This window comes from Anaeromyxobacter oryzisoli (assembly GCF_022690765.1).
Classification (GTDB): domain Bacteria; phylum Myxococcota; class Myxococcia; order Myxococcales; family Anaeromyxobacteraceae; genus Anaeromyxobacter; species Anaeromyxobacter oryzisoli.
In genome coordinates, this window is record NZ_JALCZA010000090.1 from 1 (window position 1) to 17,647 (window position 17,647).

General features: G+C 74.6%; 18 protein-coding genes and 1 pseudogene. 9 read left to right on the forward strand and 10 right to left on the reverse strand.

Going from position 1 to position 17,647, the window contains the following annotated elements:
- Nucleotides 1-1,028 (forward strand): 2-oxo acid dehydrogenase subunit E2 (locus tag MNZ27_RS19890; RefSeq protein WP_242395831.1); only part of this gene is annotated, 1,028 nt, incomplete at its 5' end.
- A gap of 265 nt (nucleotides 1,029-1,293) precedes the next feature.
- Here the strand turns inward: MNZ27_RS19890 and MNZ27_RS19895 are convergent.
- Together MNZ27_RS19895 and MNZ27_RS19900 are read right to left on the reverse strand one after the other, a co-directional pair.
- Entirely contained in the window at nucleotides 1,294-1,956 is a 663-nt protein-coding gene (locus tag MNZ27_RS19895; RefSeq protein WP_242395832.1) for a hypothetical protein, read from the reverse strand.
- A 114-nt stretch (nucleotides 1,957-2,070) separates the two neighbouring features.
- Nucleotides 2,071-2,565, reverse strand: coding sequence for an asparaginase (locus MNZ27_RS19900; protein ID WP_242395833.1), 495 nt, complete (start codon nucleotides 2,563-2,565; stop codon nucleotides 2,071-2,073).
- A 112-nt stretch (nucleotides 2,566-2,677) separates the two neighbouring features.
- Between MNZ27_RS19900 and MNZ27_RS19905 the strand changes: the two genes are divergently transcribed.
- Nucleotides 2,678-4,657, forward strand: a complete 1,980-nt coding sequence (locus MNZ27_RS19905; RefSeq protein ID WP_242395834.1) for an ABC-F family ATP-binding cassette domain-containing protein — start codon at nucleotides 2,678-2,680, stop codon at nucleotides 4,655-4,657.
- Nucleotides 4,658-4,729: 72 nt separating this feature from the next.
- Here the strand turns inward: MNZ27_RS19905 and MNZ27_RS19910 are convergent, their stop codons facing one another.
- From MNZ27_RS19910 to MNZ27_RS23745, 3 genes are all read right to left on the reverse strand, one after another.
- The gene (locus tag MNZ27_RS19910; RefSeq protein ID WP_242395835.1) at nucleotides 4,730-5,353 is read right to left on the reverse strand and encodes a class I SAM-dependent methyltransferase; all 624 of its coding nucleotides are present in this window, start codon (nucleotides 5,351-5,353) and stop codon (nucleotides 4,730-4,732) included.
- A 130-nt stretch (nucleotides 5,354-5,483) separates the two neighbouring features.
- On the reverse strand, nucleotides 5,484-5,753 hold the full coding sequence (locus MNZ27_RS19915) for a hypothetical protein (protein WP_242395836.1): 270 nt from the start codon (nucleotides 5,751-5,753) through the stop codon (nucleotides 5,484-5,486).
- A gap of 90 nt (nucleotides 5,754-5,843) precedes the next feature.
- Nucleotides 5,844-5,978: a hypothetical protein gene (locus tag MNZ27_RS23745; protein ID WP_277958151.1), complete on the reverse strand. Its 135-nt coding sequence runs from the start codon at nucleotides 5,976-5,978 to the stop codon at nucleotides 5,844-5,846.
- Between the two features lie 205 nt (nucleotides 5,979-6,183).
- On the opposite strand from MNZ27_RS23745, the gene MNZ27_RS19920 reads away from it, so the two are divergent.
- Nucleotides 6,184-6,789: a hypothetical protein gene (locus MNZ27_RS19920; protein WP_242395837.1), complete on the forward strand. Its 606-nt coding sequence runs from the start codon at nucleotides 6,184-6,186 to the stop codon at nucleotides 6,787-6,789.
- Between the two features lie 74 nt (nucleotides 6,790-6,863).
- Here MNZ27_RS19920 and MNZ27_RS19925 read toward each other — a convergent pair whose 3' ends face one another.
- The 3 genes from MNZ27_RS19925 to MNZ27_RS19935 are packed head-to-tail and all read right to left on the reverse strand — an operon-like array spanning nucleotide 6,864 to nucleotide 9,882.
- Entirely contained in the window at nucleotides 6,864-7,559 is a 696-nt protein-coding gene (locus MNZ27_RS19925) for a hypothetical protein (RefSeq protein ID WP_242395838.1), read from the reverse strand.
- A complete protein-coding gene (gene rdgC, locus MNZ27_RS19930; protein WP_242395840.1) occupies nucleotides 7,549-8,187 on the reverse strand; it encodes a recombination-associated protein RdgC in 639 nt (212 codons plus the stop codon). Before rdgC ends, MNZ27_RS19925 begins: the two co-directional genes overlap by 11 nt.
- A 57-nt stretch (nucleotides 8,188-8,244) precedes the next feature.
- Nucleotides 8,245-9,882 carry an ABC-F family ATP-binding cassette domain-containing protein gene (locus MNZ27_RS19935; protein WP_242395842.1) on the reverse strand — a complete coding sequence of 546 codons (1,638 nt, stop codon included), beginning with the start codon at nucleotides 9,880-9,882 and terminating at the stop codon, nucleotides 8,245-8,247.
- Between the two features lie 112 nt (nucleotides 9,883-9,994).
- Here MNZ27_RS19935 and MNZ27_RS19940 point away from each other — a divergent pair, with 112 nt between their 5' ends.
- Together MNZ27_RS19940 and MNZ27_RS19945 are read left to right on the forward strand one after the other, a co-directional pair.
- On the forward strand, nucleotides 9,995-10,837 hold the full coding sequence (locus MNZ27_RS19940; protein ID WP_242395843.1) for a 4Fe-4S dicluster domain-containing protein: 843 nt from the start codon (nucleotides 9,995-9,997) through the stop codon (nucleotides 10,835-10,837).
- A 189-nt stretch (nucleotides 10,838-11,026) separates the two neighbouring features.
- Complete coding sequence (locus MNZ27_RS19945; protein WP_242395844.1) at nucleotides 11,027-11,506, forward strand: aminoacyl-tRNA deacylase; 480 nt, start codon at nucleotides 11,027-11,029, stop codon at nucleotides 11,504-11,506.
- Between the two features lie 19 nt (nucleotides 11,507-11,525).
- On the opposite strand, the gene MNZ27_RS19950 is transcribed toward MNZ27_RS19945, so the two are convergent.
- Complete coding sequence (locus MNZ27_RS19950; protein WP_242395845.1) at nucleotides 11,526-11,930, reverse strand: PaaI family thioesterase; 405 nt, start codon at nucleotides 11,928-11,930, stop codon at nucleotides 11,526-11,528.
- Nucleotides 11,931-12,002: 72 nt separating this feature from the next.
- On the opposite strand from MNZ27_RS19950, the gene MNZ27_RS19955 reads away from it, so the two are divergent.
- Nucleotides 12,003-12,371 (forward strand): hypothetical protein, encoded by a 369-nt coding sequence (locus MNZ27_RS19955; protein ID WP_242395846.1) that lies wholly within the window; start codon nucleotides 12,003-12,005, stop codon nucleotides 12,369-12,371.
- Nucleotides 12,372-12,600: 229 nt separating this feature from the next.
- Nucleotides 12,601-13,080: a hypothetical protein gene (locus MNZ27_RS19960; RefSeq protein WP_242395847.1), complete on the forward strand. Its 480-nt coding sequence runs from the start codon at nucleotides 12,601-12,603 to the stop codon at nucleotides 13,078-13,080.
- A gap of 140 nt (nucleotides 13,081-13,220) precedes the next feature.
- Here the strand turns inward: MNZ27_RS19960 and MNZ27_RS19965 are convergent, their stop codons facing one another.
- Entirely contained in the window at nucleotides 13,221-14,990 is a 1,770-nt protein-coding gene (locus MNZ27_RS19965) for a hypothetical protein (RefSeq protein ID WP_242395848.1), read from the reverse strand.
- 351 nt (nucleotides 14,991-15,341) lie between these two features.
- On the opposite strand from MNZ27_RS19965, the gene cobA reads away from it, so the two are divergent.
- Both cobA and MNZ27_RS19975 read left to right on the forward strand, forming a co-directional pair.
- Nucleotides 15,342-16,688 (forward strand): uroporphyrinogen-III C-methyltransferase, encoded by a 1,347-nt coding sequence (gene cobA / locus MNZ27_RS19970; protein WP_242395849.1) that lies wholly within the window; start codon nucleotides 15,342-15,344, stop codon nucleotides 16,686-16,688.
- 23 nt (nucleotides 16,689-16,711) lie between these two features.
- Nucleotides 16,712-17,647: pseudogene (locus MNZ27_RS19975) on the forward strand (nitrite/sulfite reductase); the annotation flags it as partial.

Consider the following 17,647-nt stretch of genomic DNA (forward strand, 5'->3'; position numbering starts at 1 on the left):
CGCCGGCCACGGCTCCAGCTCCCGCCCCGGCGGCGCCCGCCGCGCCCGACCTCCGCGCCGGCACGGCCGCGGGGGCCGCCCGTGCGCTCGCGGCCCCCGCCGCGGAAGGCGAGGGTGAGCGGCGCGTCGTCCACGCCTCGCCCGTCATCCGCAAGCTGGCGCGCGAGCTCGGGGTGGAGCTGGGCCGGGTCGAGGGCACCGGCCCGGAGGGGCGCATCATCAAGGAGGACGTGCAGGGCTTCGTGAAGCAGGTGATGCACGCCGCGGCGGCCGGCGCCCCCGCGCGCGGCGCGGGCCTGGACCTGCTGCCCTGGCCGAAGATCGACTTCTCGCGGTTCGGGCCGGTCGAGGCGCAGCCCCTCGCGCGCATCCGGAAGATCTCCGCCGCGAACCTCTCCCGGAACTGGGTGATGATCCCCCACGTCACGCAGCACGACGAGGCGGACATCACCGAGCTCGAGCGCTTTCGCCAGGAGCTGAACCGCGAGCACGAGAAGGACGGCGTGAAGGTCACCCTCCTCGCGTTCGTGGTGAAGGCCTGCGTCGCCGCCCTGAAGCGCTTCCCGGAGCTGAACGCGTCGCTCGACGGCGAGACGCTCGTGCTGAAGCGCTACTTCCACATCGGCTTCGCCGCCGACACGCCGAACGGGCTCGTGGTGCCGGTGGTGAGGGACGCGGATCGCAAGGGCGTACTCGAGATCGCCCGCGAGACCGCCGACCTCGCCGCGAAGGCGCGGCTCGGCAAGCTCTCCTTCGACGAGCTGCAGGGCGGCTCGTTCTCGATCTCGAGCCTCGGCGGCATCGGCGGCACCCTCTTCACGCCCATCATCAACGCGCCGGAGGTGGCGATCCTCGGCGTGTCGCGGAGCCAGACGAAGCCGGTGTGGGACGGCGAGGCGTTCGCGCCGCGGCTGACCCTGCCGCTCTCGCTCTCCTACGACCACCGCGTCGTGGACGGCGCGCTCGCGGCGCGCTTCACCACGCACCTCGCCGCGCTGCTCGGCGACATGCGGCGGGCGATGCTCTAGTCGTTCCACATTCAGGAGCCTGTCGGAGTAGCACGACTTCCTGACCCGCTCGCCCTGAGCGTAGGGCCGCCGGAGCGGCCCGAAGTCGAAGGGCACCCGCGACCTGCTCTGATCTGCACGGCGCGAGGGCGTAGCCTCTTATCCCCTGGCAGCAGCCAGCCGCAGGGCTGAAACGTTCGTGCTTCGACCACCTCCGCCGGCCTACGCTCAGCACGAACGGATCTACCAGACGCCACCGGAGTGGAGCAGGTACGGCGACACGGTTCTAACGAACGGCCCCCGACACCGACGCCCTGACCGCCGCGTCGAGCGCCTCGGGCGCCAGCCCCGCCTCGGCGAGGAGCGCGCCCCAGGACGCGCCGGCGCGAACGCGCTCGAGGAGCTGCGGGCCCGGCGCGCCCGTGCGGCGGGCGAGCACCGTCACGAGGATCGTCTCCTCGGTCGAGGCGTTCCCGACCCTCAGCGCCCGGACGGCGCCGGCGTCGGCCCCCGCCCGCGCCACCAGCACCTGATCCACCGCGAGCGCCGCGAGCTCGGCGTCGGAGGCGCCGCGGGCGAGCGCCCCCTCGAACGGCGCGCCGAGCCCGGCCGCCCCGGCGAGCAGCGCCTTCCAGGGGCGCCCTTCCCCCGCGCCGTCGAGGAGCGTCCCGGCGTCGCGCCCGGTCCGCGAGGCCGACCAGTACGCGACCCAGAGCCGCTCTGGCGGCGTGCCGCTCATCACCGCCCGCACGAGCGAGGCCTTCGAGACGCCGAAGACCGCGGAGAGCAGCGAGCTGCGCGTCGTGGCGAGGAGGTACGGATCGGCCGCCGCCGGCCGGGCCGGATCGTAGGACCGGTCCTTGAAGCAGTGACAGGAGACGGCCGACTCGGACCGGGGCAGGGCGGGCGCGGCAGCGAGCAGGAGGGCGGCGAGGAGCGGTCGCGGCATCGAGGCGCAGCCTAGCCGCGGGCGCGAGGTGGGAGCAAACCGCGGTCCGGATCCGTCCTGATCACCGTGGATCCGCCCTCTTCGCGGCATCCCGGCCCCGACGCACGAGGCCGATCACGCGATCTCCTCGAACACCCCGCTTGCGCGGTTCTTCCGGACGTGGTCGCCGGGGTAGATCCGGCCGTTCATCGCGACGTACACGCCGGCGGGGAGCACCTGCGCGAACGAGAGCGCGCTCCCGAGGTTGAAGAGCCCGTCGGAGCTCCCGAACGCGTAGGGGATCATCGCGCCGGTGAGGACGACCGTCTTCCCCACCCCGGCGGCGTGGAGCGCGCGGGCGGTGTCGGCCATCGTGTCGGTCCCGTGGGTGATCACGATCCGGCCCTCGGCGCAGGTCCGGCAGGCCTCGACGATCAGGCGCCGGTCGGCGTCGGTCATCTCGAGGCTGTCGATCATCATCAGCGTCCGGACGCTCACCTCGAGCCGGGAGCGGGCCAGCCGGAGCATCTCCGGGAGATGGCTGTCCTTGAAGTACAGCCGGCCGTTCAGCTCGTCGTACTCCTTGTCGAAGGTGCCGCCGGTCACGAACACGCGGATGGGCTCTGCCACGATCGTCTCCAGGTCGAGAAAGCGCGGCGGATGATACGGCCGGCGCGCCGCGGCCGGAAGACCGCGGCGAGGGTGGCGCGGCGGCCCCGTTCCGCCTACTCTCCCGGGCCCCGTGACCCTCCTCCACGCCGCCGACCTGCGGCTCTCCTTCGGCAGCCGCACCGTCTTCGACGGCCTCACCTTCACGATCGAGGAGGGCGAGCGCGTCGGCCTCGTCGGCGTGAACGGCTCCGGGAAGTCCTCGCTCATGCGCATCCTCGCCCGCGCCGCGGAGCCGGACCGGGGCGAGGTCCAGCTCCGGCGCGGGGCGACCGTCACCTACCTCCCGCAGGAGCCCGAGTTCGCCGAGGGCGCCACCGTCGCCTCCGAGCTCGAGGTCGCCCGCGCGCCCCTCCGCGCCGCCCTGGACGCGCACGCCGCGCTGTCGGCCCGCCTCGCCGGGGAGGCGGACGAGGCGACCCACGCCCGGCTCGTCGACGAGCTCTCGACCGTCTCGGAGCGGATCGAGCATCTCGGCGGATGGGACACCGCGCACGAGGCGCGGCGGCTCCTCGACCGGCTCGGCGTGAAGGACTGGGATCGGCCGGTGGCGGACCTCTCCGGCGGCACGCGCAAGCGCGTCGCCATCGCCCGCGCGCTGCTCACCCGGCCGGACCTCCTCCTCCTCGACGAGCCCACGAACCACCTGGACGCGGACACGGTGGACTGGCTCGAGGAGGAGGTGGACGCCCACCGCGGCGCGCTCCTCCTCGTCACCCACGACCGCTACTTCCTCGGCGACCTGGTGGACCGGATCGTCGAGATCACGCCCGGCGCCGGCGTCACGAGCTACCCCGGGAACTACGAGGCGTACCTCGCCCAGAAGCTCGAGGCGGAGGAGCTCGCCGCGATCGCGCAGCACAAGCGCGAGCGGTGGATCGCCCAGGAGGTGGCCTGGCTCCGCCGCGGCGTCGAGGCGCGGCGGACGAAGAGCAAGGCGCGCATCGTCCGGGCCCGGCGGCTCATGGCCGAGCGCGGCTTCACCGCGCCCCGGGTGGCGGAGCTCCAGGTGGCGCCGCCGCCGCGGCTCTCCCAGGTCGTCATCGAGGCGAACGGCCTCGCGAAGGCGTTCGACGCGCGGGCGGTGCTGCGCGGCGTGGACTTCAGGCTCCAGCGGGGGGAGCGGGTCGGCATCGTCGGGCCGAACGGCGTCGGGAAGACCACCTTCCTCCGGACGCTCCTCGGCGAGCTGCCGCCCGACGCCGGCGAGGTCGTCGTCGGCAAGCGGACGAAGGTCGCCTACCACGATCAGCAGCGGACGAAGCTCGACCCCGAGCAGACGGTGTACGAGGCCGCCGGCGGGAGCCCGCCCGGGCAGACCGGCCAGGACTACGTGACGCTCGGCGACGGGCGCGTCGCCCTCCGCGACTACCTCGACGACCTGCTCTTCCCGCCCACCGTCCAGCGGATGCAGGTGAAGGCGCTCTCGGGCGGCGAGCGGAACCGCCTCCTCCTCGCGCACCTCTTCCTGGAGGGCGCGAACGTCCTCGTCCTCGACGAGCCCACCAACGACCTCGACCTCGTCACCCTGAACGTGCTCGAGCGCCTGCTGCTCCAGTTCGACGGGAGCGTGCTGCTCGTCACGCACGATCGCTACTTCCTCGACAAGGTGGCCACCGCCATCCTCGCGTTCGAGGGGGACGGCCGGGCGATCCGGTATCCCGGCAACTACGAGACCTACCGGACGCTGAAGGAGCAGGCCGAGGCGGCGGCGCGGGCGGAGGCTGACGCGGCCGCGCGCCCCGCCCGCGAGGCCCGCCCGGCGGGCGCGGACCCCCGGGGCGCCTCCTCCGCCCCCGCGGAGCGCGCACGCAAGCCCGGGAAGCTCTCCTTCAAGGAGCAGCGCGAGCTCGAGGGGATGGAGGCGGCGATCCTCGCAGCCGAGGAGAAGAAGTCGGCCCTGGAGGCGGCCCTCGGGGATCCGGCGACGTACCAGAAGGACGGCGCCGCCGTGGCCGGGATGAGGGCGGACCTCGAGCAGGTGACCGGCGACGTCGAGAGGCTGTACGCGCGGTGGCAGGAGCTCGAGGCGTTCCGGAGCGGGGGCGCGTAGCCTGGAGCCGGCGAGCCGCGCGCGTCGCGGGCTGGAAGAGCCGGAGCTCGCGCCGCCCCGGTCGGCCGCGGCTCAGCGCTCCGCGACGGCGAGGAAGGCCGGGAACACGCGCGGGCCGGCGCCGGTGTCCTTCTCGATCTCGAACGCGGTCTCGAACCGGACGTTCTGGAACCCGGCGCGCTCCAGCCGCGCGCCGAGGTCGGCCCGGTCGAAGCCGCGGTGGCCCTGGAACCCCGGCCCGTGGAACGAGCCGTCCTCCCGGTCCAGATCCGCGACGCAGAGGAAGCCGCCGCTCGACAGCAGGCGATGGAACGCGCGCAGGATCCCGTCGGTGTCCGGGATGTGGTGCAGGGTCATGAGCGTGCAGACGAGGTCGAAGCGGAGCTCGGGCGCGGGGCCGGCGGCGAGATCGAGCCGCAGCGTGCTCGCGTTCCCGACGCGACGCGCCGCGATCTTGCCCTGCGCCACGGCCAGCATCTCGCGGGAGCTGTCGGCCAGCGTCACGTGCGCGACGAGCGGCTGGAGCGCGAGCCCGAGCAGCCCCGTCCCGGCCCCGTACTCGAGCATCGTCCGGGCGGCGAGCCCGGGGACGCGCGCGGCGATCGCGGCGGCCACCCGCTGCGCGCGCTCGAGCTTGGCGGGATCCCGATCCCAGGTCCTCGCCCGGGCGTCGAAGTCCGTTGGCTGGCCGGTCACGGAGCGCCCTCCTCGCGGCGAGCGGTGGGCTGCCGTGTGATCTCCGGACCGGTGAGCCGAGCCATGGAGCCTCCTCGTGCGCGACGGACGAGCCGCCTCCATGAGAGCCCATGCCCGGGCGAGCGGGGCGTCACGCTCGGGTCCGCTCGCGTCGCCGCGGGTCGGCGCGCTCGTGCTCGCGGACGAGCGCGTCGGCCAGGGACAGCGGCCCGGACCGCACCGCGTCGGCGTCGATCGTGATCACGTCGTCGGCGGCGTCCGCGAGACGGGGCGCGGGCGATCCGACGAAGAGGATCGCGGCCGGGAGCATGCAGCGGGCCCAGCGCAGCACCTCCCGCGCATGGCGTGCGCTGCGGCCGGGGCGAACCGCGACCACGAGCGTGCGAGGTCTCTTCGCCATGTCTGGAGAACGTCCTTCCCGGCGCGGCATTCCTCGCCCTCCCGTGACGCCGGCGGGGGGATCGCGGGCCCGGCTCAGCCCCGGCGCAGCTCACCTCGCGCGCGCTCCGGCGAGCCGCCTCGCGCGCCGGAAGAGCTCCCGGTCCGAGTCCCCCTGCACGAAGACGAACGTCCGCGGCGTGGCGGGGAGCGGGGCGGCGATGCGCTCGAAGCGTGCGGCCTCCATCGACCCTCCCCCCGGCGGCCGGCGCCGACGTCGCGTCCGGCATGTTCACCACGCGTGCTCGCGGCGACGCCTGACGGGCGCGGCGGAGGCGTCTGCGCGGCGCGCGGGAGGGCCGGCGGCCTTCGGCGCCGGCGGCGGCGAGCGCCCGGCAAGCCGAGCGGTGCTATCGTGCGGGGCGTCACGCTTCCCGAGGAGTCACCCCCGCATGCCCCGCACCCTGTCGCTGTTCGCGTCCCCGCTCCAGCTCCTCGCCGTGCTCGCCTTCTTCCTGCCGTTCTACACGGTGTCGTGCCAGGGGCGGCCGCTCTCCACGGCCAGCGGCTACGAGATCGCGACCGAGGGCTTCCACCTGGACGACGCCACCGGCCGCCGGCTCCAGCGCTCGGCGACCCGGGACGGACGCTCCGGAGACTCGAACGGCGCCGCGACCTGGCTGCTCCTGCTCCCGCTCGTCGCGGCCGGCGCTGGCGCGGCGGCGGCCCTCTCGACGCGCTCCACGGCCGACGCCGCCGCGCAGGGCAAGGCGCGCGTCGCCTCGGCTGCGCTCGGCGCGGTCGGTATCGTGCTGCTGGTCGGGCACGCCCTCGTGCTGCGATCGGACCTGCACCGGCTCGTCGCGGACGACGGCGGCGACGGGATGACCGCCCGGATGGCGCACGCGATCACGCTCGACCTGCAGGTGGGCTGGTGGATCGCGCTGCTCGCGCTGCTCGCCGGCACCGCGCTCGTGGCGACGGCGCACGTCCTGGCCCGGCCCGCGCCGGCGGCCGCGCCGGACGTCGAGGCCGAGAAGCCGACGGGCACCGGGTAGCCGCGGCTAGGCGGCTCGATCTCGAAGGGGCGGGCCCACGCCCGCCCCTCGCGCCCGAAGCGGATCCGGGCGCTTCACCCCACCCGCCGCCCCGCTCGCGCGGGTCGCCCCGAGGGCGCCTCGACGTCCTTCGACGCCTTCTCGGCGGCGCCGGGCTCGCCCATCCAGGCCTTCATCGCGGGGACGACCTTGCGGCGCCAGGTCGGGCTCGCCCGGATCTCGAGGAACGTCCCGACCAGCGCGTCCACCAGGGCGGACAGCTTGCCGGTCAGGGCGAGCCGCTCCAGCAGCCGATCGTCCTCCTCCTCCGTGAGGAGCTCCGGCAGCTTCGCGGCCCGGACGTCGAGGAACTCCGCGTCGAGCGTCGCCTCGAAGACCTGCTCGCCGTGCGTGATGCGCAGGCGCGCCTGGTGGACGAGGAGCCCGACGTCGAGCGCCCGCCGGACCTGCTCGGCGTACGGCGCCGCGGCGCCACGGGCCACCAGCTCCACCACGTCGCCGGCCAGGCCGCGGAGCGTCAGCCGCCCGGTGAAGATCACCTCGACGTCCACGTCCTCCAGCGCCGTCACGGCGGCGGTGGACTCGGACCGCCAGAGCAGCCAGGTCAGGAACTCCCGGCCGAGGTAGGTCCGGCCGCGGAAGAGCTGCTCGCGCGCCTTGTCCTTCTCGACCTCCGCCTCGTCGCGCGTCTCCTCGTCGGTGGCCCGGCCGTCCACGCCGGCGTCGCCCCTGAGGAACGCCGCCTCCGCCCGCGCCTGCTCACGCCTCATGGTCCACCTCCGGCCTCGCCGCCGCGCCCACCCCGACCAGCTCCGCGGTCGGCAGGAGCGCCTTCTCCGGGAGCTCCGCGCGCGCCGCCGCCGCGCCGGGCGTCACCGGGTGCAGCCGCACCTCGAACGCCGCCTCGATCGCGGCCGCGGCCTCTTCCACGACCTTGCGGGAGGCGGCCCAGATCGCGACCTGCCCGCTCTCCAGGTTCCACGAGACGTCGTGCGTCTTCGAGATCGGCTCGGCCTTCTGCCTGAGCTGCTGCCGGACGATCTCGCGGCGCTCGGCCTTCTCGCGCTTCCCCGGCGGGTGCCCCTTCTCCGCGGTCTCGGCGGCGATCCAGCGCTCGACCTCCGCCTTCACCGCCGCCGCGCGCACCTTGATCGCGTCCACGCGCCACGCGAAGAGCGCGTACTCGCCCTGGAGCACCCCGGCGAACTCCGTCGCGTCCGGGTCCTCGAGCTCGACGAACCCGACCGCGCGATCCTCCTCGGCGCGGCGCGGGTCGAGCGGCTCGAACGCGTTCGAGGCGAGGGCGCGGGAGATCCAGCGCCGGAGGTCCGAAGGGGGCTTCCGCGCGTGCTCCGCGTGGAAGCGGGAGAAGGTGACGGCACCACCGAGGACGGGCATGGGGCGCGGAAGATCGGCGATGCGCGCCGCCGCGTCAAGGAGCGGGGAGAAGAAGGCTCACCGCCCCCTCACCACGGCCCGCAGCCCCGGCGCCTCGCGCCCGGTGCGCGCGACGTACTCGGAGTAGCCGCCGCCGTACGGCACGGCTCCGTCTGGCCCCAGCTCGAGCACCCGGTTCGAGAGGGCCGCGAGGAAGCGCCGGTCGTGGGAGACGAACAGCATCGTCCCCTCGAAGCCGGCGAGGGCGCGGATCAGCATGTCCTTCGTGCCGACGTCGAGGTGGTTCGTGGGCTCGTCGAGGACGAGGAAGTTCGGGGGGTCGTAGAGCAGCGTCGCGAGGACGAGCCGCGCCCGCTCGCCGCCGGAGAGGACCTTGCACCGCTTCTCGATGTCGTCGCCCGAGAAGCCGAAGCAGCCGGCCAGCGTACGGAGCGCGCCGACCGACGCGCGGGGGAACGCGTCCTCGAGCGTCTCCCAGATCGTCCGGTCCGGCTCCAGGACCTCCATCGCGTGCTGGGCGAAGTACCCCATCTTCACGCTCGCGCCCACCGTCACGGCCCCGGCGTCGGGGCGGGTCTCGCCCGCGATCATCTTGAGCAGCGTGGACTTGCCGGCGCCGTTCGCGCCGAGCACGCACCACCGCTCGCCGCGCCGCACCAGGAAGTCGAGCCCGTCGTGCACGGCCCGCGCGCCGTACCGCTTCGTGACGCCCTCGCACCGCGCCACGTCCTCGCCGGAGCGCGGCGGGGCGCGGAACTCGAAGTCCACCGTCCGCTTCACCTTGGGCGGCTCGACCTTCTCGATCTTCTCGAGCTTCTTCACGCGCGACTGGACCTGCGCCGCGTGCGAGGCGCGCGCCTTGAACCGCTCGATGAAGGCGAGCTCCTTCTTGAGCATCGCCTGCTGCCGGTCGAAGGCGGCCTGCCGGTGCTGGTCCGCGACGGCCCGCTCGCGCTCGTAGAAGTCCAGGTCGCCGGACCAGGTGGTGAGCTCGCCGCCGTCGATCTCGACGATCTTCGTCACGACGCGGTTCATGAACTCGCGGTCGTGCGAGGTCATGAGGATGGCGCCCTCGTAGCCCTTCAGGAACTCCTCGAGCCAGATGATCGACTCGAGATCGAGGTGGTTCGTGGGCTCGTCGAGGAGCATCGCGTCCGGCCGCATGAGGAGGATCCGGGCGAGCGCGACCCGCATCTTCCAGCCGCCCGAGAGCGCCCCCACGTCGCCCTCCATCATCTCGTCGCCGAAGCCGAGGCCGGCCAGGATCTCGCGGGCCCGCGCCTCGAGGGCGTAACCGCCCAGCTCGTCGAACCGTGCCTGCACCTTCCCGAACCGCTCCACGAGCGCGTCGAGCTCGTCCGCGCGCGCCGGGTCGGCGAGCGCGCGCTCCAGCTCGTGCAGCTCCGCGGCGACCTCCGAGACCGGCCCGGCTCCGTCCATGGTCTCGGCGAGGGCGCTCCGGCCCGACAGCTCGCCGACGTCCTGCGAGAAGTGGCCGATGGTCACGCCGCGGTCGATCGAGACCTGCCCCTCGTCCGGCTGCTCCTCGTGCGTCACGAGCCGGAACAGCGTGGACTTGCCGGCGCCGTTCGGGCCGACGAGGCCCACCTTCTCGCCGCGGTGGACGACGGCCGACGCCTCCACGAAGAGGAGCTGCCGGCCGTGCTGCTTGGAGATGCCGTCGAAGCGGATCACGGGGGCGCGTTCTCGCACGCCGCGCCCCTCCGCCACAAGGCCGAGCCCCGCGCGGCCGGTGGATCCGCGGACGTCCCCGTGGTCTGCTCGCGCGGCCAACCCGGGGGCCCGCATGTGCACGTTCTGCGTGAAGCACGGCGAGGGGAAGCGCTGGTACCTGAACGCGGAGAATTACGCCGCGGATCTCGAGTCCGATCTCCGGCGCCGCGGCTTCATGGTGGACTTCGTCGGCCAGTTCGAGCGCCACCGGCGCGGCATCGAGGTGGGGCTGCGGGCGCTCCGCCTCGCGCCGGAGCCCCTCCGCGCCGGCCTCGCGCGCTCCATCTCGGAGCGACAGCAGCGCGAGCACTTCGGCCAGCCGGTCCCGATCGAGCAGTGCGAGCGCATCTTCGCCATCGCCACGAACATCACCCGCGTCCCCTGCGTCTGCCGCGGCGCACAGAAGAAGGGGTCGGACGCGGAGTCGTGCTGCCTCGTCGCGACGGTCACCCCGCACGACGGGGTGCTCGCGGACGTGTTCGCGGGGTACGAGCCCGGACCGCACGCGGAGGGCTTCGAGAAGCTCACGCCGGAGCGCGCCGTCGCCTACCTCCGCCGGTGCGAGGAGGGCGGCCTCGCCCACACCGTCTGGACGTTCGGGACGCCGTTCATCGCAGCCATCTGCAACTGCGATCTCCCGAGCGGCTGCATGGCGATGCGGGTGCAGCTCCAGGGGAAGGTGCGGGTGATGTGGCGCGGCGAGGACGTCGCCCGCCTCGATCCGGAGCGCTGCAGCGGCTGCGCCGCGTGCGTGCCGCTGTGCCCCTTCGGCGCGCTCGGGAAGACCGGTCCCCGCGCGATCGCCCTCGACCGGACCGCCTGCTGGGGCTGCGGCACGTGCCGCGCCGGCTGCGCCCGCGGCGCGCTGACGCTCGAGGAGCGCGCTCGCGCGCCGGACGTGGCGCGCATCTGGTGAGATGATGAGGCGGCGCGGGGCGCGATCGCTCGCCGCCCCGGCGGCACGGCGGCGGTCCCCCCGCCCGCCCGCTCACGCCTCGGCACTCCGCTGCGTCACCCGGCGCGCCGCTTCGGGGCGCCCCAGGGACCCCTGGCCGCGCGCCGCGGAGGGCGCACAATGAGGGTGAGCGGTCCCCCGGAGGAAGCCATGATCCCGAGCCTGATCGAAGCGCATCTGCGGGAGCATCATCCGGAGTTCGAGCACCACGCGCACGCGCGGGCGTTCACCGCGCAGGAGCTCGCCGCCGCCGAGCACGTGACCGGCTACCGGGTCGCGAAGCCGGTCGTGGTCCGGCTCGACGGCAAGCTCGCCATCGCCGTCGTGGCGGCGACCGATCGCGTGAGCCTCGGCACGCTCGAGGAGGCCACCGCCTCCAGCGCGGAGCTGGTCCCCGAGGTCGAGTTCTGGCCGTCCTTCCGGCCGTGCGATCCGGGCGCCGAGCCCCCGCTCGCGCTGTTCGGGCTGCCCATCTTCGTGGACGAGAAGCTCCTCGAGGAGGAGCGGCTCGTGATGCCGGGCGGGACGCACGAGGACGCGGTGGTGCTCGAGACCGGCGAGTGGCTCCGGTGCGAGCAGGTGCAGCCCGTCGCCAACCTCGGCGTCCGGGCCGGCGAGACCCGGCACTAGCGGAGCAGTGACCGCGCGCTCACGCGGGCGGCATCGGCTCGTCCTTCCGGTAAGCCGTCCCGCTCAGGATGGCGACGAGCGCGCCGCCCTCGTCGGTGACGCGCACGGTGCAGCTCGAGAACCGCCGGGAGAGCCCCTCCTCGCGCGCCTCGGCGACGAGCACCCCCGCGCGGGTCGCCTTCATGAAGGTGATGGTGGCGGACACGGAGAGCGCGACGGTGCCGTGCGAGTTGGAGGCCGCGGCGGAGGCCAGGTCGGCGAGGGTGAAGATCGCGCCGCCCTGGACCACCCCGGCGGCGTTCAGGTGCTGCGGCCCGACCTCGAGCCGCGCCCGAGCGAAGCCGTCCTCCACCTCGAGGAGCTCGACGCCCGCGCCCGCAGCGAAGCGGTCGCCCGTGGTCAGGAACCGTCGGAGATCGATCATGCCCCATCGTACCGCCGGGATCCCGGCGCGGTCATGGCGCGCAGCCCGGCGAGCCCGGGTAGGCTTGCGTGCATGAGGACCCGCACCCGTTGGCTCCTCCCCGCCGCGCTCGCGACCGCCTCGCTCGCCTGCGGTCACCGCGCCGGGAGCACGCACCCTCCCCTCCAGCCGCAGGCCGAGGCCGCGATCCCGGTCGTCGATCCGAGCGCCATCACGACCCCGCGCGATCGCCCCACGCCGGCCATCGACCGGGTGGCGGTGAAGCTCGCGCGCACGCCCGGCGGCGGCCTCAAGGTGCTCGAGGTCCTCTCGCCCGACCTCACCGACACCGAGAAGGCCGAGCTCCAGCAGGCCATCGAGCGCGGCGAGGCGCGCCCCGAGTTCGAGCCGGAGCGGCCGGTCTCGACCTGGACCACCACGGTCATCCGCCGCCGTCCCTGACGTCGCCCCCTCCGCCGGCGTCGCACGACGCGGGCGGCGCGGAGCTCGGCCGCGGCGAACCCGCCACGGTGTGAGCCGGAATCACTTCCCGGCCGGGGCGACCGATCGCGCAACCCTTCGCAACGCCTGGCGAACCGCTGCGGGGCCGCTGGTCCGGGGCATGCAACGTCACCGGGGCGGCTCCCAGCGGTGAGGGCCCGCACGCCCACCCGGAGAGCAGGAGACGCACATGAGAACTCGCCAGGTCGCGCTCGCGCTGCTCCCGACGCTCCTCCTCCCCGCCTGCGTCGCCACCACGACGACCACCCGCACCTGGGGTGATCCGTACGCGCAGGGTGAATGGGCCCGCTACGGGCGGGTCGAGCAGGTCCGAGAGATCGTGCGCCGGCAGCAGGGCGACCCGGCCGCGGGCGCCGTCGCGGGCGCGCTGATCGGTGGCCTCCTCGGCGCCGCGATCGGCGGGGGCACGCATTACGACCGCTGGGGCTACGCGCATCGGGGCGACGGCGCCGCGGGGGCCGTGGTGGGGGCCGTCGGCGGCGCGGCGGTCGGAGCGGCGGCGAGCCAGGGCTCCGCCGAGGACCGCACCTACGAGGTCTTCGTCCGGTTCGAGGACGGCGGGGGAGAGACGTACACCTACCGCGGGTACTCGCCCTTCCGGCCCGGCGACGCCGTGACGCTCACGCCCCGCGGGCTCGTGCACGGCTGACCCGCATGAGGCCTCCCTCCGCCGGCGAATCGCCGGCGAGGAGGGGGATGTGCCCGGCTGCTCGCCGAGGCGCCTGCGGGCGCGGCGAACCGGCGGAGTCGCACGGGAGCGTCGGCGCCCGTGCGCTCCGCCGCCGACGGTCAGGCGATCTCGAGCCACTCGAACCACACGGGGTGGCTCGCCTTGTACCACTCGAGCACCTCGCGGATCCGGGCCTGCCTGTCCTTCGGCATGACCTTCTCGTCGATCCGGTCGAAGTGGACGCGGATCCGGTCGCCGTCGTGCTCGAGGGCCTGGGAGAGCATCGTCTGCAGCTCGTTCCGGATCCGGCCGGAGTCGGAGATCTTCACGGCGCGGCGGGTGAAGTCCACGCCGGAGAGGAACCGGACGAGGAGCGGGCTGAAGACGTGGCGCATCTGCTCCAGCGGCTCCATCAGCCGGAACGTGAACGCGATGCGGGCCGACGCGTTGTGGGTGGCGAGCCGGGTCGTCACCCGGTAGCGCCCCTCGCCGACCTTCTCGACGCCCGGCGACCCGGTGTACGGGTCCTCGCACATGTACCCGACGCTCGCGAGCACGCCCCACTTCTTCTCGGGCAGGAAGTCGTCGGCGCGGATCACCCGCTGGCCGAGCGGCATGTTCGAGGAGGCGGCCACCTCGATGGCCTCCGCGTAGGTCTTCGCCTCGCCGGCCTCGATGGTGCGCCCGCCGAACAGCTCGCCGAGGCGCCGCTGGAAGTCCGGCGCCGCCGGGTCGAGCTGCATGAGCTTCGCCTCGTCCGCGCACGGCAGCGCGAACGTGGGGGAGAAGACCGCCATGGTGGCGTCCACGTCGAGCACCGACGAGAGGCTCGACGCCTGCATCGCCTCGGCGGTCGCCGCGTAGCCGTCGCAGAGGAACACGTGGGTCGCCCCCGCCGCGTCCTGCCAGCTCCCCACGAGGAACGTCGGCGCGTACGTCCCGGAGTCGGTGAAGACCTCGACGCCGGCCGGCGTCTTCCACCCGTCCTCGACGAGGTGCGCGCCGAGCGCCTTCCACTCCTCCCAGAGCTTGCCGAGGCGGCCCACCCGGCTCTTGCCCCGGAGCGTCCAGACGTGGACGTTCTTGCGCTCGATCCCGGGGTACGTGGCCTCGATCGCCTCCATCACCTGCTTGCGCGGCGTCCGGTAGTCGAGGAGCACCGAGGCGCGCTCCGCCGCCCTCGCCACGCGACGCGGGAGCGTGAGGCAGCCCATGTACGACTCGTACGGGCGGGAGACCGTGAGCGGCGAGTCGAAGAGGTGGAACACGGCCATCGGGCCGGTGGGCTTCCCCTCCGCGAAGCGCGAGGTGTTCTCGAGCGTGTCCACCGCGGCGCCCCACAGCGTGATCCCCTTGTCGCGCAGCCCGGCGTAGAACTCCTCGAACGAGTGGGCGGGATCGTTGAGCAGCCGGTGGACGAGCCCGTCCACCTGGCGCGCGACCTCCGGCCGGGCGTACACGCGGCCGAACCCGAGGAGCGGGTTCGCGCCCATCTCCGGGGTCTCGCCCGCCTTCGGCATGAGCCCCTCGCCGAGGCAGACCATGATCGCGTGGTTCTCGGGGAGCGTGCGCGTGAGGTGCCAGAGCCCCTCGCTCATCACGTACGCGCTGATCGCGTCCGCCCCCTTCTTCACCTGGTTGTAGGTGGCCTTGTCCTTCCCAGCGCCGGCGCCGAAGTCGCCGTAGAGCCGGGTGCCGAGCGCCGTCGCGGCCGAGGTCATGGCGAGGCAGCGGGCGATGCCGCGCGGCGTGAAGCTGTGGGCCGAGACCGGATCCGGCTGCTGCCGCTCGACCTCGACGTCCTCGAGCCAGAGGTGGAACCGCAGGAGCACGGGCCGGGTGTCGAAGGCCCACTGGGCGATGATGTTGCGCTTCTGGGTGTCTGGCATGGGCTGGGGCTCCGGGAGGGGGCGTCGGGTGGGCAAAACGGGGGCGCCATTCTAGAGGAAGTCGGCCGAGGTGGAAAAATCAGATAGGGCCGCACCGCACGATCGTGCGGACCGGACGACAGTTTGGGCTCGCCCGGAGCGGGGCGCGGTGACCGGCTCGCCGGCGCGAGCCGGACACGCGGTCCCGACCCCCGGCGTGGACGCCGGCGTCGTCCGTTGTAACGGACATCCGCTTGACGGGAGTGTCGTCCGTTATCTAGGATACAGACCTCCTCGCGGTCGGTTCGCCCGAGCGGAGCTCCCCGTCACGGGGCCCGCCGGCGCTCCCCGTCCGCCGGCGCACGGGACGTCATGGACGAGCTCCTCTTTCCGCTCTTCGTGAAGCTCTCCGGCCGCGACGTCCTCGTCGTCGGCGGCGGGGCGATGGCGTCGGTCCGCGCCCGCCAGCTCGCCGCGGCCGGCGCGCGGATCACGGTGGTCGCGCCCGAGATCCGCGAGGAGGTCGCGCGGCTCGCGGTCGTGGCGCGCCGTCGCGCCTTCGAGCCCTCCGATCTCGACGGGGCGTGGCTCGCCGTCGCCGCCGCGACGCCCGAGGTGAACCGGACGGTCGCCGCCGAGGCGGAGGCCCGGCGGATCCTCGTGAACGCCGTGGACGACCCGGCGCACGCGACGGCCTACACCGCCGGCGTGGTCCGCCGTGGCGGGGCGACCGTAGCGGTCTCGACCGGCGGGAAGGCCCCGGCGCTGGCCGGGCTCCTGCGCGAGGCGCTCGAGGCGGTGCTGCCCGACGACGCCTCCACCTGGGTGGAGGTGGCGGAGCGCGCCCGCGCGGAGTGGCGGCGCGAGGGGGTGCCGATGGCGACGCGCCGGCCCCTGCTCCTCGAGCGGCTCGGCGCGCTCTACGCCGACGGCCGGGGCGCCGCGCCGTCGTCGCCGCCCGCGCCCGGCGGGTTCGTCTCGCTGGTCGGCGCAGGCCCGGGGGATCCCGGCCTCCTCACCCGGCTCGGGGCGGAGCGGCTCGCGCAGGCCGACGTGGTGCTCTACGACGCCCTGGTGGATCCCGCGGCCCTCCGCCTCGCGCCGCGGGCGCACTGCTTCCACGTCGGCAAGCGCGCGGGCCGGCCGAGCGTCTCGCAGCGCGCGATCGAGCGGCTCCTCGTCCGGGCCGCGCGGCGCGGGCAGCGGGTGGTCCGGCTCAAGTGCGGCGATCCCTTCGTGCTCGGGCGCGGCGGCGAGGAGGTGCGGGCGCTGGCCGACGCCGGCGTGCCGTTCGAGGTGATCCCCGGGGTGACCTCGGCGATCGCCGCCCCCGCCCTGGCGGGCATCCCGGTCACCCACCGCGGCCTCGCCGCCGGCTTCGCCGTCGTGTCGGGTCACGCCGAGGGCACCTACGGCCCGCTCCTCGACGCGATCGCCCCCGCCACCCTCACCGTCGTCGTGCTCATGGGCGTCGGCGCGCGCGCGGGGATCGCCGCCCGCCTCCTCGCCCGCGGCTGGGCCCCGGACACGCCGGCCGCGATCGTCCTCGGCGCCTCGCGCGGGGAGGCCTTCACCTGGACCGGGCCCCTCGCCGGGCTCGCCACCGCGCCGCTCCCCGAGGAGCGCGCGCACCTCCCCGGCACCCTCGTCGTGGGCGCCGTCGCCGCCCTCGCCGCCGCGCGCGAGCGACCCCGCGCCGCCGCCGGCGATGACCGCTGAACCAGGCTGAACCAGGAGCTCCGATGACCTCGACCACCGTCCCCGCCGACCGCGCCCGCGCCACCTTCGCCGACCCGAGCGAGATCGACGACTTCGTCGCCCACCTCCGCCGCTTCGAGCGCGGCGAGCTCGACGCCGACGCCTGGCGCGCGTACCGCGTCGCGCGAGGCGCCTACGGGCAGCGCCAGGAAGGCGTGCACATGCTGCGTGTGAAGGTGCCGCAGGGGATCGCCGACGCGGCGCAGCTCCGCGCCCTCGCCGACGTCGCCGCGCGGTTCTCGCGCGGCTTCGGCCACGTCACGACCCGTCAGAACGTGCAGTTCCACTTCCTGCGCCCGGCGGGGCTCGAGCCGGCGCTCCGCCGACTCGCCGAGGCGGGGCTCACCACCCTCGGCGCGGGCGGGAACGCCGTCCGCAACGTCGTCACCTGCCCGCTCGCCGGGATCTCGGCCGACGAGGTCTTCGATCCCACGCCCTACGCGGAGGCGGCGACCCGCCACTTCCTGCGCCACCCGCTCGCGAAGGCGCTGCCCCGCAAGTTCAAGCTCGCCTTCGAGGGGTGCCGGGCGGACCACGTCGCCACGCCGATCCACGACCTCGGCTTCCGCGCCGCGGTGCGCGAGGAGGGCGGGCGCGCCGTCCGCGGCTTCCGGGTGACCGCGGCGGGCGGGACGTCGTCCCTCTGCACCTCCGGCTTCCTCCTCGTCGAGTTCCTCCCGGCGGCGGACGTGCTCGCCCTCGCCGAGGCGGTCGTGCGGGTCTTCCACGCGCGCGGCGACTGGGTGAACAAGTCCCGGAACCGGCTCAAGTTCCTGGTCCGCGCCCTCGGAGAGGACGCCTTCCGCGACCTGGTGCGCGCCGAGCTCGCGCGCGTGCGCGCCGAGGGTGCGCCGCGCCTGCCCTTCGACCCGGAGCGCCCGCCCGAGGAGCGGGCCCCCGCGCACGCGCGGCCGGCGGCG

Bases quoted from the DNA above. Each gene is read 5' to 3' on its own strand.
- MNZ27_RS19895 (WP_242395832.1), bottom strand. From the start codon at position 1,956: ATGCCGCGACCGCTCCTCGCCGCCCTCCTGCTCGCTGCCGCGCCCGCC.
- MNZ27_RS19915 (WP_242395836.1), bottom strand. From the start codon at position 5,753: ATGGCGAAGAGACCTCGCACGCTCGTGGTCGCGGTTCGCCCCGGCCGC.
- MNZ27_RS23745 (WP_277958151.1), bottom strand. From the start codon at position 5,978: ATGGAGGCCGCACGCTTCGAGCGCATCGCCGCCCCGCTCCCCGCCACG.
- MNZ27_RS19920 (WP_242395837.1), top strand. From the start codon at position 6,184: ATGCCCCGCACCCTGTCGCTGTTCGCGTCCCCGCTCCAGCTCCTCGCC.
- MNZ27_RS19925 (WP_242395838.1), bottom strand. From the start codon at position 7,559: ATGAGGCGTGAGCAGGCGCGGGCGGAGGCGGCGTTCCTCAGGGGCGAC.
- rdgC (WP_242395840.1), bottom strand. From the start codon at position 8,187: ATGCCCGTCCTCGGTGGTGCCGTCACCTTCTCCCGCTTCCACGCGGAG.
- MNZ27_RS19940 (WP_242395843.1), top strand. From the start codon at position 9,995: ATGTGCACGTTCTGCGTGAAGCACGGCGAGGGGAAGCGCTGGTACCTG.
- MNZ27_RS19945 (WP_242395844.1), top strand. From the start codon at position 11,027: ATGATCCCGAGCCTGATCGAAGCGCATCTGCGGGAGCATCATCCGGAG.
- MNZ27_RS19950 (WP_242395845.1), bottom strand. From the start codon at position 11,930: ATGATCGATCTCCGACGGTTCCTGACCACGGGCGACCGCTTCGCTGCG.
- MNZ27_RS19955 (WP_242395846.1), top strand. From the start codon at position 12,003: ATGAGGACCCGCACCCGTTGGCTCCTCCCCGCCGCGCTCGCGACCGCC.
- MNZ27_RS19960 (WP_242395847.1), top strand. From the start codon at position 12,601: ATGAGAACTCGCCAGGTCGCGCTCGCGCTGCTCCCGACGCTCCTCCTC.
- MNZ27_RS19965 (WP_242395848.1), bottom strand. From the start codon at position 14,990: ATGCCAGACACCCAGAAGCGCAACATCATCGCCCAGTGGGCCTTCGAC.
- cobA (WP_242395849.1), top strand. From the start codon at position 15,342: ATGGACGAGCTCCTCTTTCCGCTCTTCGTGAAGCTCTCCGGCCGCGAC.